Genomic DNA, 26,795 nt, shown 5'->3' on the forward strand with positions numbered 1-26,795 from the left:
TACCGGCCGTCAACGCCGCCCGGTAGCCTTTATCGCGATGACGGATCCCGGAAAGAACCCCGGACGCCACCAAGGCAGTCACGGCATCACCTACGCGTCGGCCGGGGTGGACATTGAAGCCGGCGATCGCGCCGTCGAATTGTTCAAGCCGCTGGCCACCAAAGCCACCCGACCCGAGGTGCGGGGCGGCCTGGGCGGCTTCGCCGGCCTGTTCGCGCTACGCGGTGACTACCGCGAACCGCTGCTCGCGGCGTCCACGGACGGCGTCGGCACCAAGCTGGCGGTCGCGCAGGCGATGGACAAGCACGACACCGTCGGGCTGGACCTGGTCGCGATGGTCGTCGACGACCTGGTGGTGTGCGGCGCCGAGCCGCTGTTCCTGCAGGACTACATCGCGGTCGGCCGCACGGTGCCGGAACGCTTGAGCGCCATCGTCAGCGGCATCGCCGAAGGGTGTGTGCGGGCCGGCTGCGCGCTGCTGGGCGGCGAGACGGCCGAACACCCCGGCTTGATGGAACCCGACCACTACGACATCTCGGCCACCGGCATCGGCGTCGTGGAGGCCGACGACGTGCTGGGCCCCGACCGCGTCAAACCCGGCGACGTCATCATCGCGATGGGGTCGTCCGGCCTGCATTCCAACGGATATTCGCTAGCGCGCGCGGTGCTCCTGGAGATCGACCGGATGAACCTCGAGGGCTATGTGGAGGAATTCGGCCGCACCCTCGGTGAAGAGCTCCTCGAACCCACCCGCATCTACGCCAAGGACTGCCTGGCGCTCGCGGCCGAAACCCACGTCCGCACCTTCTGCCACGTCACCGGCGGTGGACTGGCCGGCAACCTGCAACGCGTCATTCCGCAGGGACTTGTCGCCGAGATGGACCGCGGCACCTGGACCCCCGCGCCGGTGTTCGCCATGATCGCCCAGCGCGGCCGGGTGACACGCGAAGAGATGGAAAAGACGTTCAACATGGGCGTCGGCATGATCGCCATCGTCGCTCCCGAAGACACCGACCGCGCCCTGGCCATCCTGACCGCGCGGCACCTGGACTGCTGGGTGTTGGGCACCGTCGGCAAAGGCGGAAAAGAGGGCCCGCGGGCCAAGATGGTCGGTCAGCACCCGAGGTTTTAGAAAGCTCGGATTTTTCGCGGAACTAACGCGGCGCCGGCGTGCTTACGCATCGGCGCCGGCGCGGGGTTCTAACGCCGCCAGCTGTCTTGATCGTCCCAGGGTTCGTCGGATCCGTCGCTGTCCAGGTCGCTGGACTCGTCCGAACCCGTCCCGGACAGCTCTTGCTGAAGCCGCTGGAAGTCGGTCTGCGGAGAACTGTATTTGAGTTCTCGAGCAACCTTGGTCTGCTTTGCCTTAGCCCGGCCGCGGCCCATGGGGGAACCCCCTCGCGCAATAACGGAGCGGCCTAACAAGTAGGCGGCTCCGATCTCCTGGTGTCGTATTGTCCTGCCAACAGTTTACCGTGCCCCGCCACCGGGCGTTGGCGCCCCCTGCTTGCTGTGGCGGACGTTACCGTTCATTATCCCGTACCGCCCCGCAACCGTTCAACAGCTAACCGCCCGGCGCCGATCTGTTCGGTTGGAGGCAGGGAATCGACATCGATCACCGCAGCCACCGCGGCTTCCGGTCCGGTCGCCAATTCCGTGTCGGCGGGCAGGCCGCGCTTGAGCAGCGCCAGCGCGATCGGTCCCAGATCCACGTGGTCGACGACCGTGCCGAGGCGACCGACCGTACGGCCGCCCGCCAGCACCGGATCACCGGTCGAGGGGCGATCCACCGACCCGTCGAGGTGCAGCAGCACCAGCATCCGGGGTGGCCTGCCCAGGTTGTGCACCCGCGCGACGGTTTCCTGCCCGCGATAGCAGCCCTTGTCCAGGTGGACGGCCCCGGCGCCGGGGCCACCGATCCACCCGACCTCGTGCGGAATCGTGCGCTCATCGGTGTCGACGCCGAGGCGGGGCCGCACGGCCGCGACCCGATGAGCTTCATAGGCCCACACCCCGCCGGGCCGTACCCCGGCCCGCGCCAACCGATTTCGCCAGTCGTCGACCGCGGCGCGCGGAACCAGCAGGTCCAGCTCGATGGGACCGCCCGGGGTGCCGGGCATGCGCCGCACGAAGCCCTCACCCGCCGGCACCGCGGTCAGCTCGGCGGGCAGCGCGGCCACCCCGAGCGCATCGAGAACCGGCTGGTCCGTCAGCTTCGGGCCGAGCAACGACAGCGCGGCCAGATCCGCTCCGGCCGGGGTGACCTCGGACCAGAACACCATCTTGCGCAGGTAGGCCAGCAGCGGCTCGGCCCGCCACGGTTCGGTGTCGAGGTAGGTGGTGCCGGCCAGCTCGGTCTGGATCCAGTGATCCTCGACGCGGCCCTGGCCGTCCAGGCTGAGGTTCTGCGTGCTGGCGCCGTCGGGGAGATCGCTGACGAATTGCGTCGAAATGCTGTGCAACCAGGTCTGCCGGTCGTTGCCGGTCAGGGTGAGCACGCCGCGGTGCGAGCGGTCGACCACAATCGCTTCGGTTTCCGCGGCACGCTGCTCGCCCAGCGGATCGCCGTAATGCCAGACGGCGCCGGCGTCAGGTCCGGTCTCGGGTGCGGGAACAGCGCGGGTCACGAGTCAACTCTAACGACCGGCGCACGCCGGCGGCCCGGCGTCGCCGCGCTCACCGTCGCGGGACGCGGGACATTGGATAGGCTTCTCGACCATGGCCGGCCAGACGGGTGTGATCGTCACGCTGGACGGCGAACTGCATTCGCCGGACGCGCCCCTGCTGCACGCCGACGACCTGGCGGCGGTCCGCGGCGACGGCGTCTTCGAGACGCTGTTGGTCCGCGACGGCAGAGCCTGCCTGATCGAGTCGCATCTGCAGCGGCTGACCCAGTCGGCCGCGTTGACCGATCTGCCCGAACCGGAGCTGCCGCGGTGGCGAAGCGCGATCGAGGCAGCCACCAGGCAGTGGTGCGCCGCCGGCGCCGACGAGGGCGCGATGCGGTTGATCTACAGCCGCGGGCGCGAGGGCGGTTCGGCGCCGACGGCATTCGTCATGGTCAGCGCCGTTCCACAACGGGTGACGGCGGTCCGGCGGGGCGGGCTGGCGGCGATCACGCTCGATCGCGGGCTACCCGCCGCCGGGGTCGACGCGATGCCGTGGCTGCTGGCCGGCGCCAAGACCCTGTCCTACGCGGTCAACATGGCGGCCCTGCGCCATGCCGCCCGCCGGGACGCCGGCGACGTGATCTTCGTCAGCACCGACGGCTACATCCTGGAGGGCCCGCGCTCGACGGTGGTGATCGCCACCGCCGCCGAGACGCCGGACGGTCACCCGTGCCTGCTGACACCTCCGCCGTGGTATCCGATCCTGCGCGGCACCACCCAGCAGGCCCTGTTCGAGGTGGCCCGGGACAAGGGCTATGACTGCGACTACCGGGCGCTTCGTGTCGCGGATCTGACTGCTGCGCAAGGTGTTTGGCTGATCTCCAGCATGACGTTGGCGGCCCGCGTGCACACCCTCGATGGTCGCCCCCTGCGTCCGTCACCGATGGCGGCGGAATTCGCCGAACTGGTCGACGCCGCCATCGTCAGCGATCGCTGAGCGCTGAATTCTGTTGTCGGCTGGCTCATTCGCCGGTACGGTCGGTCGTACACAAGGAAGGAGGTGGTCCGCGAAATTGATAGCTTCATGGACATGTGAGGTGGCTGCGCGCTAGCAGCACCTGCCTGCGACGAGCTGGCGTCATGCGTGCGCTAGCGAATCCCACGCAGTCACCCGGCCCCCGAGCTTCCGGTTTTGTCCAACCAGGAATACGGCTCGGGGGCCGCTCCATGTCTGGACTCCGAGGTCGCGAGGCTAGGGCCTGTGGCTAGCCCGCGAACCGGGACAGCCGCGCCGAAAGGTGCGGCACCAGACCGCCGTCGGCGTCCACCCGCTCCTCGACGTAGGCCAGGTCGCCGCCTTCGACGATGCCGTAGAGGCGCTTGGCCCCGCCGACCAGCACACCCGACCTGCTGCGGGCCAGCGCGTCGGTGACCAGCTCCCAGGACGACTGGTTCAGCGGGCGGCCGTAGAACAGTTCGACGTAGCCCGCCGAATGGGCCAACAACAGTTCGATCGCGTGGGATTCGCCGGGGTCGTCGGGATCGGTGACGAAACGCCAGAAACCCGTCTCCCGCAGGCCGCGTTCTTCGTATTCGCCCGTCTCGCTCAGCCGCCACGAGCGGGCTTCCCAATTCAGGTAGTCGCCACCGTCGTGCGAGACCACGATCTGCTGGCCGAACCGGTAGTCGCCATCGTGTCCCCGGCCTTCGCCTTCGCCCCGCCAGACGCCGACCAGCGGCAGCAGCGCCAGCAAGTCGTCGCTCAGGTTGGCGCCTTCGCGCAGGTTCGCGGTGTCGGCGGGCAGGGGCAGGTCGTCGTAGGAGGGGATGTTGCGGCCGGCGGTCAGCTTGGCGCGCTCGGCGGCTGCGGCCACCGCCCTGTCGCCCGAGCCGGCGGCACGCAACGGTTCGTCGCCGACGGGGTTCACGACTCGTCGGTGATGAGCCGATAGAGGGTGTACAGGGCGAACCATGAAATCACCACGACCGCCACCACCAGCATGATCTCGAAGAACAGCACCACGGGAACAAGTCTATTCGTCCCGCGGCGACGCCGTCGGGCGCGGCTGGCGGGTCAGGCGATCTTGACGTCGACCTCGTGGATGCCCGCACCGGACGGCGCCACCACCGCGTCGCCGTTGCCGACCTTCGACAGCGCGCGCAGGGTCCAGGATCCCGGTGCGGCGAAGAACCGGAAGTCGCCGGTGGCCGACGCCACCACCTCGGCGGTGAACTCGTCCGAGGAGTCCAGCAGGCGGACGAACGCGCCGCCCACCGCCTGACCCTCGCCGTCCACGACGCGGCCGGTGATCACTGTTTCCTTCTCCAGGTCGACGCTGGCAGGCAACGTCAGTCCTTGCTTCGGTGCAGAGCACATATCAGCTTCCCAACTCGATCGGGGCACCCACCAGGGAGCCGTATTCCGTCCAACTGCCGTCGTAGTTCTTCACATTCCGATGCCCGAGCAATTCATAAAGAACGAACCACGTGTGCGACGACCGCTCGCCGATGCGGCAATAGGCGATCGTTTCCTTCTCTCCGTCCAGGCCGGCGGCGGCGTAGAGCTTGGCCAGCTCATCGTCCGACTTGAAGGTGCCGTCCTCGTTGGCGGCCTTGCTCCACGGCACGTTGATGGCGCCGGGGATGTGACCGGGCCGCTGGCTCTGCTCCTGCGGCAGATGCGCGGGCGCCAGGATCTTGCCGGAGAACTCGTCGGGGGAGCGCACGTCGACCAGGTTCTTGACGTTGATGGCCGCGATCACATCGTCGCGGAACGCCCGGATGCTGTTGTCCGGCGCTGCCGCCGTGTACGACGTCGCCGCCCTGCTGACGGTGTCGCTGGACAACGCGCGGCCGTCGAGCTCCCACTTCTTGCGGCCGCCGTCGAGCAGCTTGACCTTGTCGTGGCCGTACAGCTTGAAATACCAGTAGGCGTACGCGGCGAACCAGTTGTTGTTTCCGCCGTAGAGGATCACGGTGTCGTCATTGGAGATGCCCCGCTCGCTGAGCAGTTTGGAGAACTGCTGGGCGTCGACGAAGTCGCGTTTGACCGGGTCCTGCAAATCGGAGCGCCAGTCCAGCTTGATCGCGCCCGGGATGTGGCCGGCGTCGTACGCGCTGGTGTCTTCGTCGACTTCGACGAAGACGACGCCCGAGGCGTCGAGATTGCTCTCAGCCCAGTCGGTGGAGACCAGGACGTCGGAGCGTGCCATGAAGTGGATCCTTTCAATCGCTTTTGTTACAGCAGGTCAGGTTGGACGGGCATGCCGTCGGAAACGGGCCACCAGCGGGTAGAGCTGGCAGCCCAGGCAGATGCCGAAGGCCGCGTTGAGGAACGCGGCCGCCAGAGCGGCCGCGGTGGCGATGACGCCGACCGGGACGGCGCCCGCGGCGAACCCGGCGGTTCCCAGCACGGCAAAGATCAGGCCGACGAGCTGGGCGAACTTCAGCGGCGCGGTCGGTTCCCGATCCTGCACCGGGCTCAGTCGGGGCGCGACCACGGCGGCGAAGATCCGCCCGTAGGGATGCCTGCGCGGCCCGCCCACCGCGCCGATCGCGAAGATGACGGCCTGGACGGCCAGGATCACCGCGGCGGCCGTCGCACTCACCGCCGACACGACGAGCGCCACCACCAAGACTGCGGTGGTGACCCAAGCGGCGAATCGCGGGCCACGCACGTCGACCAGGTCAGGCTGCGTGATGGTGTTGCTGCTCGGCAAGGTACTACTCCTCGATACCCCTATTGCTGACGGAAACGACGAATGGAGACGCGCCTCGGTGTTGGATCCCGGGCCGCTCCGAGTGCTACGCGAACGCGCGGCTACTCAGCAGCAACAGCAACAACAACAGCCCGCGGTGCGGCACAGGTCAACTGTGCGGCGCTGGGTGAGCATGGGCTCGAGGCGGGCTGACACGTCGGTCAGCTTACCCAATGACCCCCTGGTCAGGCCAACAGCGGTTTCAGCGCGGACCGCAGGTCGGCGGTGGTCGGCACTCCCGACGTCCGAAAGCGCTGCCGGCCGTCGGCGTCGAAGATCAGCGTGGTGGGCAGGGACAGAACCGAATATCGCCGCGCGGTCTGCGGATTGGCGTCCAGGTCGACCTCGACGTGCGCGACATTCCCCAGGTCGTCGCAGACCTGCTGCACCACCCGGCGAACCCGATCGCACGGACCGCACCACGGGGCGCTGAAATGCACCACGGTCGGGCCGCTGCGGGACAGCCCCAGGGCCTCGATGTCGGCGTCGGTGTCCTGATCCGGCCGGGGACCGATTTCCCGGATGCGCCCGGAGCGCCGGGTCAACAGCCACCCGGCAAGGGCTGCCGCGGCGAGCACGGCGACGGTCACGACGACGATGGTCATCTGCGCCGCTCTCCCCCGCAAGCGGGTGGGGGTACCACCAGCCGCGTAGCGGCGAGGGGGCGTGCCCCCACTGCATCGTCGTCGGCGCGGGTCATGACTGCTTAAACCCCTCGAGGGTCACGGTTACTCCGCGGGTGATGCCCTCGATGATGACGTCGGATCCCCGGGCCCCCTCGGTGGTCGGCGCGACACCGAACGGCAGCCGCTGATTGGGCAGCCGCCCGCTGAATGCGTGCAGCACGGCGTCGCGCTTGTCCGGCGGCACGGTCTGGTTGGCGGTGTCCGACCCGGTGAGCACGCCGGTCGGCGTGAACACCAGCGTCGCCGGGTCGTCCGGGGCGATGGAGAGGTCGACCGAGACGCTGACCCTGCGATCGAAGCCCGCCGATTTGGGTGTCCCGGTGAACACCAGCCCGTGGCTGTCCGATATGCCCGACGCGGTAACACCGCCGGTGGAGGTGTTGGTTTCCTTGGCCGGTGCCTCGACCATCAGGTCGCTGATGCCCATGAACCGGCCCAGGTGCGTCGAGTCGACGATGATGCGGCTCTCCAGCTTGCCCACCGCGAGCTTGGCGTCCGGACTGATCAGCCACGACGCCTGGGTGAGGTCCACCGAATACATCGTGGCTTCCAGGGTGGCCCGGCCCGTCATCGCGTGGCTGACGGCGTTGGCCTTGATCTCCACCTGGCTGTAGTTGCCCCGCAGCGCCTGCGGAATGAAAGGAAACGCCACGATGGCCACGAACGGGTCGGTGCCCAGCTTGGCCGCTTTACGGACGCTGGACGACAGCCGGTATTCGGCATAGATGCTGGTCCCGTAGTCGAAGCCGACCGCGCCGAGGGCGATCACCGCAACCAGGATCGCCGTCGCGGTCAGAGCGATCAGCACCTTGCGCACCCGCATATTGTGGCCCAATGCCGCGGAGCGGGTCACCGCCGGATAGGTCGTGCCGAGGCTCACACCGGCTCCTCCGCCACGCGAAAAAGCCAGGTGACACGTTATCGTTAGATGACCTGGTAACAAACGCTTAATGGCGTCGTGAAATTGGGAGATGCCGTTCCCCCGACCTGGAGGGGCTAGTTGGAGCTACTACTGCTGACCTCGGAGCTTCATCCCGACCCGGTCCTGCCGTCGTTGTCCCTGCTTCCGCATAGCGTCCGGACGGCGCCATCGGAACCCTCTTCGTTGCTCGAGGCCGGGACCGCGGACGCCGTGATCGTCGATGCCCGCACCGACTTGTCGTCGGCGCGCGGACTGTGCCGCCTGTTGAGCACGGCGGGCCGGTCGGTTCCGGTGCTGGCGGTGGTGAGCGAGGGCGGCCTGGTGGCCGTCAGCTCGGACTGGGGCCTGGACGAAATACTGCTGCCCACCACCGGCCCCGCGGAGGTCGACGCGCGGCTGCGGCTGGTGGTCGGCCGCCGCGGCGGACTCGCGGACCAGGAGAGCGCCGGCAAGGTCAGCCTGGGCGAGTTGGTGATCGACGAAGGCACCTACACGGCTCGGCTGCGGGGCCGCCCGCTGGATCTCACCTACAAAGAATTCGAGTTGCTGAAATACCTGGCTCAGCACGCCGGGCGGGTGTTCACCCGCGCGCAGCTGCTGCACGAGGTGTGGGGATACGACTTCTTCGGCGGCACCCGCACGGTCGACGTGCACGTGCGCCGCCTGCGGGCCAAACTCGGTCCCGAGTACGAGGCGCTGATCGGCACGGTACGCAACGTGGGCTACAAGGCCGTCCGCCCGGCGCGGGGCCGCACCCCGGTCGCCGAGCCCGACGACGCCGACGGCGCGGAATCCGAATCCGAAACCGAATCGCAGGACGCCCAAGATCCGTTGGTCGATCCGTTGCACACGCAGTGACGTCGCCTGACTGGCGCCGGACGCTGACCCTCGAAGAGCAGCAGGGCGTGCGCGAACTTGTCGCTGCGGCAACCGAATCCGACGGAGTCGCGCCGGTTGGCGAGCAGGTACTGCGCGAGCTGGGGCACGGCCGTACCGAGCATCTGCTCATCACGGAAACGACCTTGGGGGCCACCACGTCCGCCAACGCGATCGTCGGATACCTCAACTTGAGCCCGCCGCGCGACGGGCAGACCGGGATGGCTGAGCTGGTGGTGCACCCGCGGGCGCGTCGGCGCGGTGTCGGGACCATGCTGGCGCGCGCGGCGTTAGCCAAAACCGGTGCAGGCAACCGGTTTTGGGCGCACGGCACGCTTGAGCCGGCCCGCGCGACCGCATCCGCGCTGGGCCTGGCCCCGGTGCGGGAGCTGATCCAGATGCGACGCTCGCTGCGCGGTCTGCCCGACACGGTGCCGCCGGTGCCCGGGGTGACGATCCGCACGTATGCGGGCGCCGCCGACGACGCCGAGCTGCTGCGGGTCAACAATGCAGCGTTCGCCTACCATCCCGAACAGGGTGGTTGGACGGAGGTCGAGCTGGCGGAGCGCCGCAACGAACCTTGGTTCGACCCGGCGGGCCTGTTCCTCGCTTTCGCCGACGCCGGCAGTGATCGGCCCGGCGCGCTGCTCGGATTCCACTGGACCAAGGTGCACCTCGATCGGCCCGGGCTCGGCGAGGTGTACGTCGTGGGCGTCGACCCCGCTGCGCAGGGCCGCGGCCTGGGGCAGGCGTTGACCGCCGTCGGCATCGACTGGCTGGGGCGGCGGCTGGCCGACGCCGCCGACCCGACCGTGCTGCTCTACGTGGAATCGGACAACGTCGCCGCGGTGCGCACCTACCAGCGCCTGGGCTTCACCACCTACAGCGTCGACACCGCATACGCGGTCGTTCCCGCGGCCAACTGACCGCTCCTACAAGCCGCATCTACCCAGATCGTTAATCTGGGTCCTGGCCGCCAAGACGGTGCAGTGGGCTGCGTCGGCGCATGTTGCGCCGCCACCTGGCCACCTCACATCACAGACGGGCAGCGGCGCCGACATGCGTCCGGAACGGGTCAGGAAAGCGAGATCGGTGAGGTTGCACAGGCACGGCAGGGCGCTGGCCGCCACCGCGTTGGTGGCGGTGCTCGGGGCTGGGGCGCTGACCGCCTGCGGTAGCGACGAAAACCCCCGCGGCGCCCCCGCGCCCAGCTCCGGCATCACCGGAACGGCGGGCTGCGGCGGCAAGGACAAGCTGACTGCGGAGGGCTCGACCGCTCAGCAAAACGCGATCACCGTCTTCAACCAGGTGTGGGGCCAGTACTGCCCGGGCAAGGCACTGGCCTATAACCCGACCGGGTCGGGCGCCGGCCGCGAGCAGTTCATCGCCGGCCATGTCGATTTCGCGGGTGCGGACTCTCCGTTGCTCGCCGACCAGATCGGCCCCGCCACCAAGCGCTGCGACGGGAACCCGGCGTGGGACCTGCCGCTGGTGTTCGGCCCCATCGGGATGGTCTACAACCTGCCCGGCAATCCGCCGCTGGTGGTCAACAGTGACGCACTGGCCAAGATCTTCACCGGCAGGATCACCGCCTGGAACGACCCGATCCTGGCCGCCCTGAATCCGGGTACGGCGCTGCCCGACACCAAGATCACGCCGATCTACCGGACCGACTCGTCGGGCACCACCGACAACGTCCAGAAGTATCTGACCGCGGCCGCTCCGCAGAGCTGGTCGAAAGGGGTCGGCACGGAGTTTCAGGGCGGCGTCGGCGAGGGCGCCGCGAAGTCGGCAGGCGTCGTACAGGCGGTGCGGGCCACCCCGGGTGCCGTCGGTTACGTCGAGAAGGGCTTCGCCGACCAGGCCGGCATGCCCTACGCCAAAATAGCTACCCGCGGTGGTGTGATTCCGCTGACCGACGACACGGCCGGAAACGCCGTGAATGCAGCCAAATTCCTGGCCGAGGGTGATGACCTGGTGCTTGACCTCAACGCCATGTACAGCTCCGAGGAGCCGGGCGTATACCCGTTGGTGCTGGTCAGTTATGAGATCGTGTGCTCGAAGGGTTACGACGCCCAGACGTCCGCGGCGGTGAAATCGTTCCTGGCCATATCCGCCGGCAGCGCGCAGGGCGAACTTGCCAAGGCGGGCTACGTCCCGCTGCCCGCTAGGGTCAGGGAACGACTGGTTACGGCTATCGATGCGATGCAGTAAGTGAGTGAATCGGGTTTCAAGGAGCGCAGCAGAACTGTGACGGGATCACAGTGACGGGGTTGTCGGGACCAAATCCCATCGACGCGGGTTCGGGTGCGGTTGTCGCCGCGCCGTTCCCGGAGAAGCAGGCCCTGCCCACCAGCCCCTGGGGGGAGGGGCGGCCCCATGTGGCGGACCGGATCTTCCGCTGGCTCGCGCGGTCGTCGGGCGTGTTCATCGTCGTGGTCATCGCCGCGATCGCCGCGTTCCTGCTCGGACGCGCGATACCGGCGCTGCACCGTAATCAGGAGAACTTCTTCAGCTACGGCGGTGTATGGGTCACTACGGACACCTCGGCGATGCATTTCGGCATCGCCAGCCTGGTGCCGGTCACCCTGTTCGTGTCGCTGTTCGCGTTGATTCTGGCGATGCCGGTCGCGCTGGGCGTGGCCATCTTCATCACCCAGTACGCGCCGCGGCGGGTCGCCACTCCGCTGGCCTACTCGGTCGATCTGCTGGCCGCGGTGCCGTCGATCATCTACGGGGCGTGGGGTTTGTACGTGTTGGCGCCGCAGCTGCTGCCCGTCGCCACCTGGCTCAATCGTTCCCTGGGCTGGTGTTTTCTGTTCGCTAGCGGCGATGCGTCGCCCGCCGGCGGCGGCACCATCTTCACCGGCGGCATCGTCCTGGCGGTGATGATCCTGCCGATCATCACCGCGGTCACGCGCGAAGTGTTCGTACAGACACCGCAGGATCAGATCGAGGCGATGCTGGCCCTCGGCGCCACGCGTTGGGAAGTGGTCAAGACGGTCACGCTGCCGTTCGGGCGGTCCGGCTACATCAGCGGCTCGATGCTGGGGCTGGGCCGCGCCCTCGGAGAGACGGTGGCGCTGCTGATCATCCTGCGGGGCACCCAGTCAGCGTTCGGCTGGTCGCTGTTCGATGGCGGCTCCACCTTCGCGACCAAGATCGCCGGAGCCGCGGCCGAATTCGATGACCGGTACAAGGCCGGCGCCTACATCGCCGCGGGACTGACGCTTTTCGTGCTCACCTTCCTGGTCGACGCCCTGGCGCGAGGCACCGTCGCCGGGGCGGGGCGAAAGGGAGCCCGATGACCTCGATGCTGGACCGCCCGCTCAAGCCGCGGACGTTCTCGCCGGTCAGCTGGCGCCGTCGCATGTCGAATTATGTTGCGACACTGCTAGTTTCAGTGTCGTTGCTGGTCGCGGTGACCCCGTTGGTGATGGTGTTGTGGTCGGTGGTCGTCAAGGGCTTCAAAGCGGTTACGTCAACGGTATGGTGGTGGCACTCGCAAGCCGGGATGACGGCGTTCGTGACCGGGGGTGGCGCCTACCACGCGCTGGTCGGCACAGTGCTGCAGGGACTGGTATGCGCCCTCATCTCGGTTCCGCTCGGGCTGATGGTGGCGATCTATCTGGTCGAGTACGGCGGCGGCACGGCGCTGGGCAGATTGGCCTCGTTCATGGTCGACATCCTCAGCGGTGTGCCGTCAATTGTGGCGGCGCTGTTCATCTATGCGTTGTGCGTGGCCACGCTGGGCCTTCCCCGGTCGGAGTTCGCGGTGTCGCTGGCGCTGGTCTTGCTGATGCTGCCGGTGATCGTGCGCGCCACCGAGGAGATGCTGCGGATCGTCCCGGTGGATCTTCGCGAGGCCAGCTACGCGCTGGGCATCACCAAGTGGAAAACCATTGCCCGGGTGGTCATCCCCACCGGGCTGTCCGGCATCGTCACCGGGATACTGCTGGCGATGGCCAGAGTGATGGGGGAGACGGCGCCGCTGCTGATCCTGGTCGGTTACGCGCAATCGATGAACTTCAATATCTTCAGCGGGTTCATGGGGACGTTGCCCGGCATGATGTTCAACCAGACGACGGCCGGCGCCGGCCTCAACCCCATCCCCACGGAGCGGTTGTGGGGTGCGGCACTAACCCTCATCCTGGTGATCGCCACCATCAACATCGCGGCCCGGGTCATAGCGAAATTCATGGGCGTCGGGAAGTCATAGGCAGGAGCACTAAGTGGCCAAACGGTTGGACCTCAAGGGCGTCAACATCTACTACGGATCGTTTCACGCGGTCGCGGATGTGACGCTATCGGTTCTGCCCCGCAGCGTGACGGCGTTCATCGGCCCGTCGGGCTGCGGCAAAACGACGGTGTTGCGCACGCTCAACCGGATGCACGAGGTGGTGCCCGGCGGGCGGGTCGAGGGCAGCGTGCTGCTCGACGACGAAGACATCTATGGCGCCGGCGTCGACCCGGTCGGCGTGCGCCGGGCCATCGGGATGGTATTTCAGCGGCCGAACCCGTTCCCCGCCATGTCAATCCGTGACAATGTGGTGGCCGGCCTGAAGTTGCAGGGCGTGCGCAATCGCAAGGTTCTCGATGAGACGGCCGAGTATTCGCTGCGCGGGGCCAACCTGTGGGATGAGGTCAAGAACCGGCTGGACAGGCCCGGCGGCGGACTGTCCGGCGGGCAACAGCAGCGCCTGTGCATCGCCCGGGCCATCGCCGTGCAGCCCGATGTGCTGCTGATGGATGAGCCGTGTTCGGCGCTCGACCCGATCTCGACGATGGCCATCGAGGAGTTGATCAGCGAACTCAAGCAGGACTACACCATCGTCATCGTCACCCACAACATGCAGCAGGCGGCCCGGGTCAGCGACTACACGGCGTTTTTCAACCTGGAAGCGGTCGGGAAACCGGGGCGGTTGATCGAAGTCGACGACACCGAGAAGATCTTCTCCAACCCGAGCCAGAAGGCGACCGAGGACTACATCTCCGGCCGCTTCGGCTAGCCCGACGCCACGCGAAGCGCTTAGTGCGAGGCGGGTTTCGCGTCTTCGTCGGGCAGCCGGCCGGTGGCCTGGAAGATGACCCGCCGGGCCACCTCGACGGCGTGGTCGGCGAATCGCTCGTAGAACCGGCCCAGCAACGTCACGTCGACTGCCGCGGCGACGCCGTGCTTCCATTCGCGGTCCATCAGCACCGAGAACAGATGCCGGTGCAAATCGTCCATGGCGTCGTCTTCTTCGCGAATCCGGGCGGCCTTCTCCGGGTCGCGCGACAACACCACCTCTTGGGCGCTGTTGCCCAATTCGACTGCGATGCTGCCCATTTCGGCGAAATAGCCATTGACCTCTTCGGGCAGCGCGTGTTGAGGATGGCGGCGACGGGCGATCTTGGCGACGTGCAGCGCCAGCGCACCCATCCGGTCGATGTCGGCCACCATCTGAATGGCACTCACAATGGCCCGCAGATCGCCGGCGACCGGTGCCTGTAATGCCAGCAGCACAAAGGCGCTTTCTTCGGCCTGCGCGCTCAGCGCGGCGATGGCTTCGTGATCGGAGATGACTTGTTCGGCCAGCACCAAGTCGGCCTGCAGCAGCGCCTGGGTGGCCCGCTCCATGGCGATTCCTGCCAAGCCGCACATCTCGCCGAGGCGCTCGGACAACTCCGCGAGCTGCTCGTGGTAGGCGGTTCGCATGCACCAAGCGTACGGTCTCGGCGCGCGAAACGGGCGGCGGAGCGCCGTCGAAAGTGGTTACTCGCAGGTGGTGTCGGCCGCGTTGGTGACGGTGAGGTCCTCGGGCAGCTTGGCCGGTGCATTGCTCGAACCGCGTTCGATTTGCAGGCTCAGCGATGAGCCGCTGGGCGAAGGAGAGCTCACCGACTTGAAGTCGGGGCCCAAGACGACCTGCACAACCTGCCCGTAGCCGGAAACCCGCTGCACTTTCGCGTTGGCGAACGACGAGGCGACGGTTGCGGCGGCCTCTTCGTTGCCCGGCGAGAACAGCACCGTCGTCGTGTTCACCGAACTCGGGTAGTCGTCGGGTGACATCACGTTGAAGCCGTCGCGCTTGAGCTGGCTGGTCGCGGTGGCCGCCAGGCCGCTTTGCGTGGTCGCGTTGGAAACCCGCACCGTCACACCGCTGGGTGAGGTCGTGGTGATCTGCTCGTGTTGCGCTTCGGGCGCCGGTGCGGGCGACTTCTTGGTCGTCGGCGCCCTCGACGGCCCCGTGGTCGGCGACGCGCTCAAATTCTGTGCGTTCTGGTCGTTTTCCTCGGGCAGCGGATCGTCGTTGATGATGGCGTCGAAGAGCGCCCGCATATCGGCCATCCGTGGCGGCTCGTCGCCGTTCTGGTCGGTCACACCGGTCGGCACGGTCACGAACGTGACGTGCCCGGCCGCCATGCCCTGCAACGACTGGCCCAGCTGGACGAGGTCCTTGGACTTCACGTTGTCGACGACGGTGTTGGCGATGATCATGTTGACCACGTTGTTGAGCTTGTTGAGGTCGAGCAGGGTGTCCTCGGAGATCAGCGACCGCAGCAGCGACGACACGAACAGCTGCTGGCGCTTGATCCGGCCGTAGTCGCCGTTGACTTCGGTGGTGACCTGGCGGGCTCGCACGTAGTTTAAGGCGGTGGCGCCGTCGAGGACTTGGCGTCCGCCGTGCTCTAGGACGGTGCCGAGCTCGTAGTCGTGCAGCGGGGTGCTCGAGCACACCTCGACGCCGCCGAGGGCGTCGACCATTTTCGCGAAGCCGGAGAAATCGACGGCGATGAAGTGGTTGATGCTCAAGCCGGAAAGTTTCTGGATTTCCTTCACCAGGCATTTGGGGCCGCCGAAGGCGAAGGCGGAGTTCAGTTTGGTCTCGGTGTAGACCATCTTCGGACCGTAGGTCTTGGTCTTCGGGTCGTAGAGGGGCCCGTACTTGCCGGTGTCGGAGTTCCACGCTTCGCATTGCATCGGGGTGATGGCCAGGTCGCGGGGAAACGACACGGCCACCACACGTTTGCGGTTGGCCGGAATGTTGACCAGCATCACCGAGTCCGACCGTTCTCCGTCGGCGTCGTCGGTGGTGCCGGCACCCATGTTGGCGTTGTCACCCGAGCGCGAGTCGAGGCCGACGATCAAGAAGTCCTCGTCGCCGTACTGCCCGCCCGGGTCGCGGATGTCGCTGGAGTTGCGGTCCAGCGCGCTGACGTTGTTGAGCCGCGCGTTCTTCGACGCGCTCCATTGCCATGCCGCGCCGGTCATGGCCAGGGCCAGCACGGCGGCCAGGGCAGCCGTCGACCGCGCGGCCACCAGCAGCGGTCGGCGGCGCCGGCGTTCGGGTTCTTCGGCGCGGGTGCCTTGCGCCAGGTCGTCGGGGCGCCCGTCGTTCGGGTCGTCGTCGGTCGGATAGTCGTTGGTCGGATAGTCGGCGGCCTCGAGGGCCCGGAGCTCGGCGACCGCGTCCAGGGAGTAGGCCAGGTCGTCGATCACCTGCGTTTGTTGCAGCTCGATCGGCAGGCCCGGCTCGGCGTCGAACGGCTCGACCTCCGGATCCTCCTCCGGAGCCGCACGATGGTGGACGGGCCGGCTGGGGGCACCGATCTTGGCGATCAGGTCGGCGACGCTGATGCCGCCGCCGGTGTGGGACCCGCCCTGTTCGGGTTCGTCCTCAGGTGGCGCGACGGGCTCGATCTCGACGTCGGGCTGCCACCGGTGGAGGTTGTCGCCGGCCGGGGGTTCGAAGAACCGCTCCCAGGGAGCGGCGCCCAACGGCGTCGGTTCCGGCGCGATGGGGCGGGCGTGCGCCCCGCCCGGGCCGTGCCTACCGTTACGAGTGGCGTCGCTCTCGGCGTCACTCATGTCGTACCGGCCTCCGAAGCTCTGCTGCAGACGTCAGCGTGTCCGTGCGTAATGTCAGCGCAGCGCCGCGATGCGGGCGCTGCGGCTGGTGCCAACCACTTCCTGTTGCAGCCGGTACAGCGGCACCAATATCCATCCGCCAACCAAGCCATGCAACAAAGCCCACATCGTACTGAGTTATTGGTCCAGACGCGATTTGGAGTCGTCGACTCAGCCCCCGGAGTGCATAACGTCGGCGCCGGCGGGCACTGTGCAGTCATCCGGGTCGGTCAGCCAACCTTCCGGCAGCACCACCCGGGCCGGTGAACCCTGCCGGCCGCGGGGGCCCGCCGCCTCGTCCGGGAACGGCACCGCGCCATCCAGCCGGTCGAGTAGCGAGTCCAGCTCGTCGAGCGTCTTGACCATCGCCAGCGCCCGGCGCAGCTCGGATCCGGCCGGAAAGCCGTGCAGGTACCAGCCGATGTGCTTGCGGATGTCGCGCATGCCCTTGTCCTCGCCGAAGTGCGCGGCCAGCAGCTGCCCGTGCCGCCGGACGATGTCGGCGACCTCGCCCAGCGTCGGCGGCGTGGGCGCGGGGCTGCCGGTGAACGCGGCCGACAGCTCGGCGAACAGCCAGGGCCGGCCCAGGCAGCCGCGGCCGATGACGACGCCGTCGCAGCCGGTCTTCGCCATCATCGCCAGGGCGTCGCTGGCGTCATAGATGTCGCCGTTGCCCAGGACCGGGATGGTCGTCACGTGCTGCTTGAGCGCGCCGATCTGGTCCCAGTCGGCGGTGCCGGAGTAGCGCTGCGCCGCCGTGCGGGCGTGCAACGCGACCGCGGCGGCGCCCTCGGCCTCGGCGATGCGGCCGGCGTCGAGGTGGGTGTGGTGCTCGTCGTCGATGCCGATGCGGAACTTGACGGTCACCGGTATCGGGGTGCCCTCGGTGCCACGCACCGCCGCGGCGACGATCTGACCGAACAGCCGCCGCTTGTACGGCAGCGCCGATCCGCCGCCGCGCTTGGTCACCTTGGGCACCGGGCAGCCGAAGTTCATGTCGATGTGGTCGGCCAGGCCTTCGTCGGCGATCATCTTCGCGGCCGCGTACGTGGTGGCGGGGTCGACGGTGTAGAGCTGCAGCGACCGCGGCGACTCGTCGGGGGCGAATGTGGTCATGTGCATGGTTGCCGGATGACGCTCGACGAGCGCTCGCGCCGTGACCATCTCGCAGACGTAGAGCCCGCTGACGGTACCGACCGTGGCTTGCTCCAGTTCGCGGCACAGCGTCCGGAACGCGACGTTTGTCACCCCCGCCATCGGCGCCAACACCACCGGGCTGGCGAGCTCGATGGAACCGATGCGCACCGCTTGGTTACCGCCGGCTCATGGTCAGCGTGCCCGCGGTCTGGTGCAGCTCAAATGCGGTGGTCCGCTTGCCGGTGCGGGCTTCCCGGTCGAGCTGACGCTGCTTGGAGACCTCGAACTTCTCGCAGGTCTGCTCGAGCTCCTTGATCAGCACGCCCAGGTCGTCGCGCATCGCGGCGGCTTCGCCGGTGAAGTCTTCGCGCTCGAAGATGCGCCATTTCTTCAACACCGGCATGACCACGTCGTCGAGGTGAATGCGCGGGTCGTACACGCCGCCCACGGCGATGACGACGGCCTTGCGGCGGAACTCGGGGACCTGGTAGCCGGGCATCTGAAAGTTGCGCAGCACCTTGTGCAGCGACCTCATCGCCTGATTCGGCGAAGCCTCGAAGCCGGCTTCGCTGACATCCCGGTAGAAGATCATGTGCAGGTTCTCGTCGGCCGAGATCTTGGCCAGCAGCTGATCGGCGATCGTCTCGTTGCAGGCCTTGCCGGTGTTGCGGTGCGAAATCCGGGTGGCCAGCTCCTGGAACGTCACGTAGATGACCGAGTCGAACAGGCTCTCGGCGAACAGGTCGGCCCGAACCTGGTGGTTCTGGCCGGGGCTGAAGCCGCGGTTCACCACCTCGATGCGCAGCTTCTCCAGCTCGACCGGGTCGACGGCGCGGGTCACCACCAGGTAGTCGCGCAGCGCGATGCCGTGCCGGTTCTCCTCGGCGGTCCACCGGTTGACCCACTGGCCCCAGGCGCCGTCCAGGCCGAAGTTCATCGCGATCTCGCGGTGATACGACGGCAGGTTGTCCTCCGTCATCAGGTTCTGCACCATCGCTACCTGGGCGACGTCGGAGAGCTTGGACTGGCCGGGCTCCCAGTCCTGCCCACCGAGCGCGTAGAAGTTCTTTCCGTCCGACCACGGGATGTAGTCGTGCGGGTTCCAGTCCTTGTGCATACTCTCGTGCCGGTTCAGGTATTTCTCGACGAACGGCTCGAGTTCGTGCAGCAGCTGTAGGTTTGTCAGCTCGGCTGACATACGTCCTCCAGTTATCTGTGTCGATGGGTAGCAGTCAATATATCTGTGTACTTCAGTAGCATCAAGTTTCTCGCCCGGCGCGCCAGGTGACGTTTTGATGCCGGTATCGCGGTTGAGAGGTCTAGCTGTACGGCTTGCCGATGCGGCGAGATTGGAAACGCACTCGCTACTGCGAGTTGCCGAGTTCGCCGGCGGAGACGTAGGGCGCGGCGGTGATGTAGAGCATGTTGATGCAGTAATCGATGAACTGTTTGCGAGTGGCGCCCAGCTGTCCGTGCAGATAGGCGGTGAACAGGCTGGACAGCCCGCCCACCAGGCTGGTGGCGATCATCTTCTGCAGGACGGCATCGCCGATCCGGGACAGCTTGCGCTGCAAGAGATCGATGAAATTGGGCATCCACTCCGCGCCGGAGCGGGTCAGAACCGGCTCCACCGCCGGCGCCAGCAACAGCACGCGTCCCCGGACCGGGTCGTCGACCATCAGCTCGACGAAGCGCTCGACGGCTTCCCGCGGGGTCGTCGCCGACGTCAGGGTGGTCATGGCGCGCGTGCAGACATCGTCATAGACCGCGCGCACGAAGTCGTCACGGTCGGCGAAGCTTTCGTAGAAATAGCGTTCGGTCAGCGCGGCCGCACGGCAGACCGCGCGCACGGTCAGGGCCGGGCCGCCGGGGCTGCCGAGTAACTGCACGCCGGCGCCGATGAGGTTGTCACGGCGAAGCGCGAGGCGACTCTCCAGCGGGACGCCGGTCCAGCGTCCCCGTCGTTGACCCGTCTGCACATCGCTCCTAAGCTCTGAGTTGACAACGGTTGTAGTCAAAATTTCACGATACCTACAGGGATCCGATAGTGACTCAAGATACGTCCGCATCGCGCCCGCTGACCAGCGACGTCGCGGCCGGCTGTCCAGTCTCACCGGCGGGGTACGACGCGCCGCCGGCGCCGCTGGGGCCCGACTCCCTGACCTGGCGATATTTCGGGGACTGGCGGGGCATGCTGCAGGGACCGTGGGCGGGTTCGATGCAGAACATGCACCCGCAGTTGGGCGCGGCGGTCATCGATCACTCCACCTTCTTCCGCGAGCGCTGGCCGCGGCTGCTGCGTTCGCTGTACCCCATCGGGGGAGTCGTGTTCGACGGGGACCGCGCCCCAACCACCGGTGCCGAGGTCCGCGACTACCACACCGATATCAAGGGGGTCGACGAACAGGGCCGGCGCTACCACGCGTTGAACCCCGACGTCTTCTACTGGGCGCACTCCACCTTCTTTATGGGCACCATCCATGTGGCCGAACGATTCTGCGGGGGCATCACCGAGGAGCAGAAGCGGCAGCTGTTCGACGAACACGTCGAGTGGTACCGGATGTACGGCATGAGCATGCGGCCGGTGCCGGCTTCCTGGGAGGAATTCCAGGTCTATTGGGACCACATGTGCCGCAACGTGCTGGAGAACAACTGGGCGGCCCGGGCCGTACTCGATCTGAGCGAACTGCCGAAACCGCCTTTCGCGCAATGGATTCCGGATCCGCTCTGGGCGGCGCAACGCAAACTGCTGGCGCCGTTCTTCGTCTGGGTGACGGTCGGCCTCTATGACCCGCCGGTGCGGGAGCTGATGGGCTACCGCTGGTCAGGCCGCGACGAATGGCTGCACCGGCGCTTCGGCGACCTCGTTCGCGGGGTGTTCGCCCTGGTGCCCAGCCGATTCCGCAAGCATCCGCGGGCCCGGGCCGGCTTGGACCGCGCCAGCGGGCGGATCCCGCTGGATACGCCACTGGTGCAAACCCCGGCGCGCAACCTGCCGCCCGAAGACGAACGCGGCAACCCCAAGCATTACTGCCCGATAGTGTCCTGAACCAGCCGGGCGCCGGTCGCGTTACGCGTGGGCGTGACCGTGAACTTCTTCCAGGCCCGCCTGATGCACGTGCTGATGGCTGTGTTCGGTCCCGTCGGCATGCGCATGCGAGTGTTCGTGCTCGACGTGGTCGTGCTCGTGGGTGGTGTGCGGATGAGCGTGCGTCACATCGCCGTGCTGATGCTGGTGCGCGTGCGGCTCATCGTGGGTGTGCTGTTCGCTCATGGGTGTTCTCTCCTTCGTGAAATTCCTTGTGGCTGTTCATCGCTCAGCGGCCGGAGCTGCGCCGCCGATTCGGCGGACGGGACGAGTCGGCGACGGCCTTGAGCCCGCGGTCGCCGCGGTGGTGACCGGGCATCCCGGGGCCGGCGTGCTCGGCGTTGAAGACCGCATCGGTGACGAGCTGGCGGACGTGGTCGTTTTCCAGGCTGTAGAAAATCGTCGTGCCCTCCCGGCGGGTGCGGACCAGGCGTGCCATCCGCAACTTCGCGAGGTGCTGGGAAACCGACGGAGCCGGCTTGCCCACGTGCTCGGCGAGTTCGTTCACCGACATCTCGTGATCGGTCAACGACCAGAGCACCTGCACACGCGTGGCATCGGCCAGCATCCGGAACACCTCGACCACCAGGTTGGCCTGGTCGTCAGGCAGCCGGCCTCTGCCATTATCTGCATGCATACGCAAATATTAGTCCGCGGCCGGTTCTGCTGCCAAGGGCGCGATTCAGGCCGACGGGACGACCGTCGACCGGGGGCCGCCGTTGCGCTCGTTCCAGAGCCGGTAGACCTCCACGGCGTCATCTCTGGGCTGGTAACGCATCGGCAGGCGACGCTGGTCCCATTCCTTCGCGAATTCGTCGTAGAACGTGGACAACTCGAAGTACTTGCGGTCATCGACGTAGTACTGCCCGTAGGCGTCCCGGGTGGTCAGGAACACGACTTCCTTGGGTGAGCAGTAGTACAGCGAGCCCAGGCACATCGGGCATGGATGGGCCAGCACATAGATGGTGGCGTCGACGAGATGCTCGGTGCCCAGCTTCCTGCAGCCCTCGCGGATCGCCAGGATTTCCGCGTGGGCGGTGGGGTCGTTGGTCTGGGCCACCTTGTTGGCGCTCTCGGCCAGCACCACCCCGTCCTGGACGATCACCGTCGCGAACGGGCGGCCACCCTCCGTCACGTTTCGGCGGGCCAGGTCGATCGTCCGCTGGGCGAAATCGGTCACGGGTCCTCCGGACGTAGAACGGGAGTAGATAGCTCGGAGGGTAGTCTCGCCGGCCGGTACGCGACCCTGTGCTACTAACTAGATTGTCTATGTTTTTTCTGGACCCGGTTAAGGGGGCACCATGGCACGCGCCGAACGTGATCGTTGGAACCTGGCGACGAGTGTCGGGGCGACGGCGACGATGGTTGCCGCGCAGCGGGCACTGTCGTCGGACGCGAAGTTGATCGACGACCCGTACGCCGCGCCACTGGTGCGTGCGGTCGGGATCGACGTCTACGTCCGGCTGGTGAACGGCGAGATCGCGGCCGGCGGAAACACCGAGTTCGATCCGCAGCGGATGGCGCAGGGGATGGCCTGCCGAACCCGGTTCTACGACCAATTCTTCCTGGATGCGACCCGCGGCGGCATCGGCCAGGCGGTGATCCTCGCGTCGGGCCTCGATTCCCGCGCCTACCGGCTGCCCTGGCCGGCGGGCACGGTCGTCTACGAGGTCGACATGCCGGAGGTGATCGAATTCAAGACCCTGACGCTGCGCGACCTGGGAGCCGAGCCGACCGCCGAGCGGCGCACCGTCGCCATCGATCTGCGGGAGGATTGGGCGTCGGCGCTGCGGGCGGCCGGATTCGATCCGCAGGCCCCCTCGGCATGGAGCGCCGAGGGTCTGCTGGTCTACCTGCCCGACGAAGCACAGGACGCGCTGTTCGACAACATCACGACGCTGAGTGCCCCCGGCAGCCGCCTCGCCTTTGAATTCGTGCCTGACACTGCCGTTTTCACCGACCCCCGGTGGCGCGCCCACCACGACCGGATGAGCGAACTCGGGTTCGAGATCGACTTCAACGATCTCGTCTACCACGGCCGACGCAGCCACATCGTCGATCACCTGAGCCAGCGCGGCTGGCAGACCAGCTCCCAGACCATTGCGCAGCTGTATGCGGCCAATGGGTTCGCCTACGCCGACGACGACGTCGCGGCGGCCTTCGCCGATATCACCTACAGCAGCGCGGTGCTCGGGCGATGAGCCGTCGTTCCGGCGTGCACAGCCAAGGCCGTGCGCGTTGTGGTGCCCCCACTAGGACTCGAACCTAGGACCTGCGGATTAAAAGTCCGTAGCTCTACCAACTGAGCTATAGGGGCCGCGGAGATTCAGGATACTTGGACCGAAAACGAGGCTCGTTTGAGGATTGGGCACACCGTGACCTAAGCTGACTTGGCTCCCAACGAAACCACGTTGCGAGTACCCCGGAGTGATTCGGTTCTGGCCCCCATCGTCTAGTGGCCTAGGACGCCGCCCTTTCACGGCGGTAGCACGGGTTCGAATCCCGTTGGGGGTACGCGACGCGGTGACGCGGAGCAGCAGCAAGGCCCTGTGGCGCAGTTGGTTAGCGCGCCGCCCTGTCACGGCGGAGGTCGCGGGTTCGAGTCCCGTCAGGGTCGCCAAGCGCGGCGAGGCACTCGCTGCCTTCCGGCCAGGTAGCTCAGTCGGTACGAGCGTCCGCCTGAAAAGCGGAAGGTCGGCGGTTCGATCCCGCCCCTGGCCACCAAGATCTGTCAGTTCTCGGCGCAGCGGCGTCAAACCAGGTAAGGCGCAATCAGAGTGGTGGCACCCAACACCACCAGCCCGATCAGGAACGCGACGATCGTGAAGCCCATCACCTGACGGACATTGAGTTTCGCGATAGCGAGTAGGGGCAGCAGCCAGAACGGCTGAATCATGTTCGCGACCCCTTCGCCGACGGCGACCGCCATGGACATCAACCCGAGGTAGGCCGGCGAGGTCTGGCCGACCGCGCGCGCCGAGTCGACCGCGATCGGGCCCTGCACGGCCCAGTGGCCGCCGCCGGACGGCACGAACAAGCTGATGATCAACGAGCCGATGAAGGTCAGGAACGGCAGCGTGTACTGCGTCGCGCCGCTCACCAGCCCATGGGCCAGCAGCGTCTGCAGGGGCACGGCCTTGCCGCCTGCGTGCGAGGGCGCGTAGCCGAGCAGAGCGACCAGGCCACCGTAGAGCGGGTACTGCAGCAGCAGCGGGCCAGAAACCTTCGCGGCGCCGGTGAATGCCCGGATGAACCGGATCGGCGTACGGTGCAGCAGCGCACTGGTGATCGTGAACAACATGATCATCGACGAGATGTTCAGCGCAAAGCCGCTGAGGCAGAAGTAGCCGATGCCGGCGGCGAACACGAGGACATTGAGAATCCACTGGTTTTCCAGCCATTCGGCGAACGATCGGTTGCCGTCGGCCTTGGCCTCGGACGGGTCCTCGTCCTCGAACACCGCCGGATCGGGCATGAGGCTCTGCGTTGGCTGCATGCGCCAGATGGCAAGCGCGAGCAACACCAGCACGACGATCACCGACAGCCAGCTGTAGGGCTCGAAGATCGTCAGCTTGAGCGGCACCGTGGCGCCAGTCATCTTGTGGATCACGTTGATTGGGCTGCCGTCGTCCGTGTTCGCCAGGGCGATCGACGACGACAGTCCCTGCGTCCACACGATGAACCCCATGAACGCCGCCGCGATGAGGTAGCCGAAATGGGTGTCGGTGAACCGCTTCGCGACCTGGCGGGCGATCAGCGCACCCGCGACCAGCCCGAGTCCCCAATTCAGCAGGGACAGTGCGGCGCTGACGCCAAAACACAGCAGGGCTCCCTGCACCTGGTTTCGCGGCTTGCCCGCGATGTAGACGATGGCCCGCTTCAGGACCGCGCCTCGGCGAGCGTGTAACCGGTCACCAGGATCAATACCATCTGGAAGGCGAAAGTGAAGATGTTCTGTGATCCCCACAAGCCCCCGTACCACGCCTTGAGCATCCCGCTCGCCGAGGCGCCCTTCACCAGCGTGGCCACCAGCGCGGCGACGATGACGGTGAGGATGACCGCGAACAGGTAGGGGTCGGGCATCAGCCGTTCGACATACCGGACACACAGCGCGGTGAAAGCCTGGATGATGCCGCGGTGCCCGGGTTTACGTTCTTCTTCTGACGCGCCTGGCCGTTCGGGCTCGGGGGCCTCAGTGGCGGCCTTGGGTTCTTCGCTCGTCGTCATCGACCTGCTTCGCGTCCTCTGATCGCTACCACTGCGGATTCGGCGGGATCTCTAACGCCCTAGGGGTTCGCGTTCGAAGCGCGTCCACCGCCATCGCCCAGCGGCCACAGTTAGTAGATCGACCCCTTTGGTTGTGTGATCGGCTCGCGTCACACCGCGCGCCTGGCTGATCCTAGTGGACCTTGCCGAGGGCCGCTTCCTTTGCAATCTCTGCGTCATCGACGGCTCGCCCAGTATCGATTACCGCTGCGATCTACGCTAGTCGCGGCCAGATCGACCACCGTCGCTGATTACGGCGTTGCGGTGAACTCGATGTGTAGTGCTTCCAGCCCGCGCAGGATGTAAAGCGGCACGTATTCGAAACGACGATTTCCCGGCGGCCCGTGCTGTGCTGCATCGAGCCGAATGTCCTTGAGCCTGTCCAAGATCCGCTCGATCGACACCCGGCCCTCAATGCGGGCCAGCGGGCCCCCGGGGCAACTATGTGCTCCGCGGGCGAACGCCACATTCTGGCGTGCGTTCGGCCGTTCCACCCGCAGTTCGGCCGGACACTCGAAGTGCCGCGGATCCCGATTGGCGGCGCCGAGCAGCAGCATCACCGTTGTGCCGGCAGGCAATTCCACGCCGCCGAGCGTCGTAGCAACTCGGGTCAACCGGAAATCGCTTTTGATCGGGCTTTCCAGCCTTAGCATCTCCTCGACGAAATTGGGGATGCGATCTCGGTTGCGGCGCAACGTGTCCTGCAATTCCGGATCCTCGGCCAGGACACGCAGCGTGCTGGACAACAGCCGGGCCGTCGTCTCGTGGCCGGCGATGAACAAGAACGTCGCGATCCGCACCAGGTCCACCACCTCGGGCAGCGTGCCATCGGCAAACCGCTGGGTAGCCATCTCGGTCAGGATGTCCTGCGCGGGCTGATCACGCCGGTCGCTGATGTAGGTGCTGAACCACTTGTCCAGATAGGCAAGGGGATTCATGTTAACCGAACCGTCATCGTGACGCTGGGCCCACGACGGATCCTCGGCGGGCCCCTGTCCGGCCAACAGTTCGCGGAACATCGAATGGTCTGCCTCGGGCACGCCGAGCAGGTTCGCGATCACCAGCAGCGGGAAGGGCTGAGCATAGGCGGAGGCGAATTCGCAATGTTCGTCGGCGATGAACTCGTCGATCAGTTGATCGGCGAGACACCACATGAACTCCTCATTCTCCTTGAGCCGCTTGGGAGTGAACAGTCCGTTGAGCAGTGCGCGGTGCTCACTATGTCGCGGCGGGTCGAATGAGACGAGGTGCTCGCTCATCGGGAACTGGTCACGGTGGACGTCGATCTGTTCCGAAATATCGTCGTCGGTGACGTCGAACGGCAGCGGAAAGGGGCCCAGGGAGGAATTCACCGCTGAGAAGGTCGCGCTGTCGCGATATACCTGAGTCAGCTCGTCGTATCCGGTGACCGCGACCATCCTGCCGCGCCGTAGGTGGGCAACCGGACACTGATCACGCAGATATTCGTAGTACGGGTAGGGATCGGCGACCAGCCCGGGATCGCTGAAGAAGTCAACCTCGGCGAAGTCCGTCATCCGGCGACGCTAACATCGCTTACAAAT

The 26,795-nt window shown here is 66.8% G+C and carries 28 protein-coding genes, 4 tRNA genes and 1 pseudogene; 13 read left to right on the forward strand and 20 right to left on the reverse strand.

Annotation, left to right across the window (positions count from 1 at the left end; all coding sequences use genetic code 11):
• Positions 1-37 precede the first annotated feature (37 nt).
• The gene (gene purM, locus ACIUM1_RS18385; RefSeq protein ID WP_406814051.1) at positions 38-1,132 is read left to right on the forward strand and encodes a phosphoribosylformylglycinamidine cyclo-ligase; all 1,095 of its coding nucleotides are present in this window, start codon (positions 38-40) and stop codon (positions 1,130-1,132) included.
• A 68-nt stretch (positions 1,133-1,200) separates the two neighbouring features.
• Here the strand turns inward: purM and ACIUM1_RS18390 are convergent, their stop codons facing one another.
• The gene (locus ACIUM1_RS18390; RefSeq protein ID WP_406814052.1) at positions 1,201-1,386 is read right to left on the reverse strand and encodes a DUF3073 domain-containing protein; all 186 of its coding nucleotides are present in this window, start codon (positions 1,384-1,386) and stop codon (positions 1,201-1,203) included.
• Between the two features lie 146 nt (positions 1,387-1,532).
• Positions 1,533-2,627 carry a YgfZ/GcvT domain-containing protein gene (locus tag ACIUM1_RS18395; RefSeq protein WP_406814053.1) on the reverse strand — a complete coding sequence of 365 codons (1,095 nt, stop codon included), beginning with the start codon at positions 2,625-2,627 and terminating at the stop codon, positions 1,533-1,535.
• 109 nt (positions 2,628-2,736) lie between these two features.
• On the opposite strand from ACIUM1_RS18395, the gene ACIUM1_RS18400 reads away from it, so the two are divergent.
• Complete coding sequence (locus ACIUM1_RS18400; protein ID WP_406817735.1) at positions 2,737-3,606, forward strand: aminodeoxychorismate lyase; 870 nt, start codon at positions 2,737-2,739, stop codon at positions 3,604-3,606.
• Positions 3,607-3,874: 268 nt separating this feature from the next.
• On the opposite strand, the gene ACIUM1_RS18405 is transcribed toward ACIUM1_RS18400, so the two are convergent.
• From ACIUM1_RS18405 to lmeA, 7 genes are all read right to left on the reverse strand, one after another.
• Positions 3,875-4,537 (reverse strand): FABP family protein, encoded by a 663-nt coding sequence (locus tag ACIUM1_RS18405; protein WP_406814054.1) that lies wholly within the window; start codon positions 4,535-4,537, stop codon positions 3,875-3,877.
• Positions 4,538-4,683: 146 nt separating this feature from the next.
• Entirely contained in the window at positions 4,684-4,986 is a 303-nt protein-coding gene (locus ACIUM1_RS18410) for a DUF1416 domain-containing protein (RefSeq protein ID WP_406814055.1), read from the reverse strand.
• Position 4,987: 1 nt separating this feature from the next.
• Positions 4,988-5,821 (reverse strand): sulfurtransferase, encoded by an 834-nt coding sequence (locus ACIUM1_RS18415; protein ID WP_406814056.1) that lies wholly within the window; start codon positions 5,819-5,821, stop codon positions 4,988-4,990.
• A 36-nt stretch (positions 5,822-5,857) separates the two neighbouring features.
• Complete coding sequence (locus ACIUM1_RS18420; RefSeq protein WP_406814057.1) at positions 5,858-6,328, reverse strand: DUF4395 domain-containing protein; 471 nt, start codon at positions 6,326-6,328, stop codon at positions 5,858-5,860.
• Positions 6,329-6,433: 105 nt separating this feature from the next.
• Positions 6,434-6,502 carry a putative leader peptide gene (locus tag ACIUM1_RS18425; RefSeq protein ID WP_406817736.1) on the reverse strand — a complete coding sequence of 23 codons (69 nt, stop codon included), beginning with the start codon at positions 6,500-6,502 and terminating at the stop codon, positions 6,434-6,436.
• Positions 6,503-6,552: 50 nt separating this feature from the next.
• Positions 6,553-6,972, reverse strand: a complete 420-nt coding sequence (locus ACIUM1_RS18430; RefSeq protein WP_406814058.1) for a thioredoxin family protein — start codon at positions 6,970-6,972, stop codon at positions 6,553-6,555.
• Positions 6,973-7,063: 91 nt separating this feature from the next.
• A complete protein-coding gene (lmeA, locus tag ACIUM1_RS18435; protein ID WP_406817737.1) occupies positions 7,064-7,876 on the reverse strand; it encodes a mannan chain length control protein LmeA in 813 nt (270 codons plus the stop codon).
• 177 nt (positions 7,877-8,053) lie between these two features.
• On the opposite strand from lmeA, the gene ACIUM1_RS18440 reads away from it, so the two are divergent.
• From ACIUM1_RS18440 to pstB, 6 genes are all read left to right on the forward strand, one after another.
• Positions 8,054-8,833: a winged-helix domain-containing protein gene (locus tag ACIUM1_RS18440; protein ID WP_406814059.1), complete on the forward strand. Its 780-nt coding sequence runs from the start codon at positions 8,054-8,056 to the stop codon at positions 8,831-8,833.
• The gene (gene mshD, locus ACIUM1_RS18445; protein WP_406814060.1) at positions 8,830-9,777 is read left to right on the forward strand and encodes a mycothiol synthase; all 948 of its coding nucleotides are present in this window, start codon (positions 8,830-8,832) and stop codon (positions 9,775-9,777) included. The genes ACIUM1_RS18440 and mshD overlap by 4 nt, the downstream gene beginning before the upstream one ends.
• A 166-nt stretch (positions 9,778-9,943) precedes the next feature.
• Positions 9,944-11,065, forward strand: a complete 1,122-nt coding sequence (gene pstS, locus ACIUM1_RS18450) for a phosphate ABC transporter substrate-binding protein PstS (protein WP_406814061.1) — start codon at positions 9,944-9,946, stop codon at positions 11,063-11,065.
• Positions 11,066-11,115: 50 nt separating this feature from the next.
• Positions 11,116-12,159, forward strand: coding sequence for a phosphate ABC transporter permease subunit PstC (pstC, locus tag ACIUM1_RS18455; RefSeq protein WP_406814062.1), 1,044 nt, complete (start codon positions 11,116-11,118; stop codon positions 12,157-12,159).
• Complete coding sequence (pstA, locus tag ACIUM1_RS18460) at positions 12,156-13,070, forward strand: phosphate ABC transporter permease PstA (RefSeq protein WP_406814063.1); 915 nt, start codon at positions 12,156-12,158, stop codon at positions 13,068-13,070. Before pstC ends, pstA begins: the two co-directional genes overlap by 4 nt.
• Positions 13,071-13,083: 13 nt before the next feature.
• Complete coding sequence (gene pstB, locus ACIUM1_RS18465; protein ID WP_406814064.1) at positions 13,084-13,860, forward strand: phosphate ABC transporter ATP-binding protein PstB; 777 nt, start codon at positions 13,084-13,086, stop codon at positions 13,858-13,860.
• Positions 13,861-13,880: 20 nt separating this feature from the next.
• On the opposite strand, the gene phoU is transcribed toward pstB, so the two are convergent.
• The 5 genes from phoU to ACIUM1_RS18490 all read right to left on the reverse strand — a co-directional run bounded on the left by phoU (position 13,881) and on the right by ACIUM1_RS18490 (position 19,858).
• A complete protein-coding gene (gene phoU, locus ACIUM1_RS18470; RefSeq protein ID WP_406814065.1) occupies positions 13,881-14,549 on the reverse strand; it encodes a phosphate signaling complex protein PhoU in 669 nt (222 codons plus the stop codon).
• 57 nt (positions 14,550-14,606) lie between these two features.
• Entirely contained in the window at positions 14,607-16,613 is a 2,007-nt protein-coding gene (locus ACIUM1_RS18475) for an LCP family protein (protein ID WP_406817738.1), read from the reverse strand.
• Positions 16,614-16,913: 300 nt separating this feature from the next.
• On the reverse strand, positions 16,914-17,999 hold the full coding sequence (gene dusB / locus ACIUM1_RS18480) for a tRNA dihydrouridine synthase DusB (protein ID WP_406817739.1): 1,086 nt from the start codon (positions 17,997-17,999) through the stop codon (positions 16,914-16,916).
• A gap of 55 nt (positions 18,000-18,054) precedes the next feature.
• Positions 18,055-19,077, reverse strand: a complete 1,023-nt coding sequence (locus ACIUM1_RS18485; protein ID WP_406814066.1) for an acyl-ACP desaturase — start codon at positions 19,075-19,077, stop codon at positions 18,055-18,057.
• Positions 19,078-19,243: 166 nt separating this feature from the next.
• Positions 19,244-19,858: a TetR/AcrR family transcriptional regulator gene (locus ACIUM1_RS18490; RefSeq protein ID WP_406814067.1), complete on the reverse strand. Its 615-nt coding sequence runs from the start codon at positions 19,856-19,858 to the stop codon at positions 19,244-19,246.
• Between the two features lie 68 nt (positions 19,859-19,926).
• On the opposite strand from ACIUM1_RS18490, the gene ACIUM1_RS18495 reads away from it, so the two are divergent.
• The gene (locus ACIUM1_RS18495) at positions 19,927-20,928 is read left to right on the forward strand and encodes an oxygenase MpaB family protein (protein ID WP_406814068.1); all 1,002 of its coding nucleotides are present in this window, start codon (positions 19,927-19,929) and stop codon (positions 20,926-20,928) included.
• A 21-nt stretch (positions 20,929-20,949) separates the two neighbouring features.
• On the opposite strand, the gene ACIUM1_RS18500 is transcribed toward ACIUM1_RS18495, so the two are convergent.
• From ACIUM1_RS18500 to ACIUM1_RS18510, 3 genes are read right to left on the reverse strand one after another with little or no spacing between them, the layout of a single operon-like run.
• Positions 20,950-21,153, reverse strand: a complete 204-nt coding sequence (locus ACIUM1_RS18500) for a zinc transporter Slc39a7 (protein WP_406814069.1) — start codon at positions 21,151-21,153, stop codon at positions 20,950-20,952.
• 43 nt (positions 21,154-21,196) lie between these two features.
• On the reverse strand, positions 21,197-21,604 hold the full coding sequence (locus ACIUM1_RS18505; RefSeq protein WP_406814070.1) for an ArsR/SmtB family transcription factor: 408 nt from the start codon (positions 21,602-21,604) through the stop codon (positions 21,197-21,199).
• 45 nt (positions 21,605-21,649) lie between these two features.
• Positions 21,650-22,147 carry a nucleoside deaminase gene (locus ACIUM1_RS18510; RefSeq protein ID WP_406814071.1) on the reverse strand — a complete coding sequence of 166 codons (498 nt, stop codon included), beginning with the start codon at positions 22,145-22,147 and terminating at the stop codon, positions 21,650-21,652.
• A 121-nt stretch (positions 22,148-22,268) separates the two neighbouring features.
• Between ACIUM1_RS18510 and ACIUM1_RS18515 the strand changes: the two genes are divergently transcribed.
• Positions 22,269-23,168 carry a class I SAM-dependent methyltransferase gene (locus ACIUM1_RS18515; protein WP_406814072.1) on the forward strand — a complete coding sequence of 300 codons (900 nt, stop codon included), beginning with the start codon at positions 22,269-22,271 and terminating at the stop codon, positions 23,166-23,168.
• 40 nt (positions 23,169-23,208) lie between these two features.
• Here the strand turns inward: ACIUM1_RS18515 and ACIUM1_RS18520 are convergent.
• Positions 23,209-23,284: transfer RNA gene (locus tag ACIUM1_RS18520), tRNA-Lys, on the reverse strand.
• A gap of 124 nt (positions 23,285-23,408) precedes the next feature.
• Here ACIUM1_RS18520 and ACIUM1_RS18525 point away from each other — a divergent pair.
• The 3 genes from ACIUM1_RS18525 (at position 23,409) to ACIUM1_RS18535 (ending at position 23,691) form a co-directional block, all read left to right on the forward strand.
• Positions 23,409-23,481: transfer RNA gene (locus ACIUM1_RS18525), tRNA-Glu, on the forward strand.
• A 29-nt stretch (positions 23,482-23,510) separates the two neighbouring features.
• Positions 23,511-23,587: transfer RNA gene (locus ACIUM1_RS18530), tRNA-Asp, on the forward strand.
• A 27-nt stretch (positions 23,588-23,614) separates the two neighbouring features.
• Positions 23,615-23,691: transfer RNA gene (locus ACIUM1_RS18535), tRNA-Phe, on the forward strand.
• A 28-nt stretch (positions 23,692-23,719) separates the two neighbouring features.
• Here ACIUM1_RS18535 and ACIUM1_RS18540 read toward each other — a convergent pair.
• A pseudogene (locus ACIUM1_RS18540) lies at positions 23,720-25,050 on the reverse strand (TIGR00366 family protein).
• Positions 25,051-25,484: 434 nt separating this feature from the next.
• Positions 25,485-26,768, reverse strand: coding sequence for a cytochrome P450 (locus ACIUM1_RS18545; protein ID WP_406814073.1), 1,284 nt, complete (start codon positions 26,766-26,768; stop codon positions 25,485-25,487).
• Between the last annotated feature and the right edge of the window lie 27 nt (positions 26,769-26,795).

Source organism: Mycobacterium sp. M23085 (assembly GCF_045343915.1).
Classification (GTDB): domain Bacteria; phylum Actinomycetota; class Actinomycetes; order Mycobacteriales; family Mycobacteriaceae; genus Mycobacterium.

Bases quoted from the DNA above. Each gene is read 5' to 3' on its own strand.
- ACIUM1_RS18390 (WP_406814052.1), bottom strand. From the start codon at position 1,386: ATGGGCCGCGGCCGGGCTAAGGCAAAGCAGACCAAGGTTGCTCGAGAA.
- ACIUM1_RS18415 (WP_406814056.1), bottom strand. From the start codon at position 5,821: ATGGCACGCTCCGACGTCCTGGTCTCCACCGACTGGGCTGAGAGCAAT.
- dusB (WP_406817739.1), bottom strand. From the start codon at position 17,999: ATGGCGGGGGTGACAAACGTCGCGTTCCGGACGCTGTGCCGCGAACTG.
- purM (WP_406814051.1), top strand. From the start codon at position 38: ATGACGGATCCCGGAAAGAACCCCGGACGCCACCAAGGCAGTCACGGC.
- phoU (WP_406814065.1), bottom strand. From the start codon at position 14,549: ATGCGAACCGCCTACCACGAGCAGCTCGCGGAGTTGTCCGAGCGCCTC.
- ACIUM1_RS18505 (WP_406814070.1), bottom strand. From the start codon at position 21,604: ATGCATGCAGATAATGGCAGAGGCCGGCTGCCTGACGACCAGGCCAAC.
- ACIUM1_RS18500 (WP_406814069.1), bottom strand. From the start codon at position 21,153: ATGAGCGAACAGCACACCCACGATGAGCCGCACGCGCACCAGCATCAG.
- pstA (WP_406814063.1), top strand. From the start codon at position 12,156: ATGACCTCGATGCTGGACCGCCCGCTCAAGCCGCGGACGTTCTCGCCG.
- ACIUM1_RS18545 (WP_406814073.1), bottom strand. From the start codon at position 26,768: ATGACGGACTTCGCCGAGGTTGACTTCTTCAGCGATCCCGGGCTGGTC.
- lmeA (WP_406817737.1), bottom strand. From the start codon at position 7,876: ATGCGGGTGCGCAAGGTGCTGATCGCTCTGACCGCGACGGCGATCCTG.
- ACIUM1_RS18515 (WP_406814072.1), top strand. From the start codon at position 22,269: ATGGCACGCGCCGAACGTGATCGTTGGAACCTGGCGACGAGTGTCGGG.
- ACIUM1_RS18410 (WP_406814055.1), bottom strand. From the start codon at position 4,986: ATGTGCTCTGCACCGAAGCAAGGACTGACGTTGCCTGCCAGCGTCGAC.
- ACIUM1_RS18485 (WP_406814066.1), bottom strand. From the start codon at position 19,077: ATGTCAGCCGAGCTGACAAACCTACAGCTGCTGCACGAACTCGAGCCG.
- ACIUM1_RS18430 (WP_406814058.1), bottom strand. From the start codon at position 6,972: ATGACCATCGTCGTCGTGACCGTCGCCGTGCTCGCCGCGGCAGCCCTT.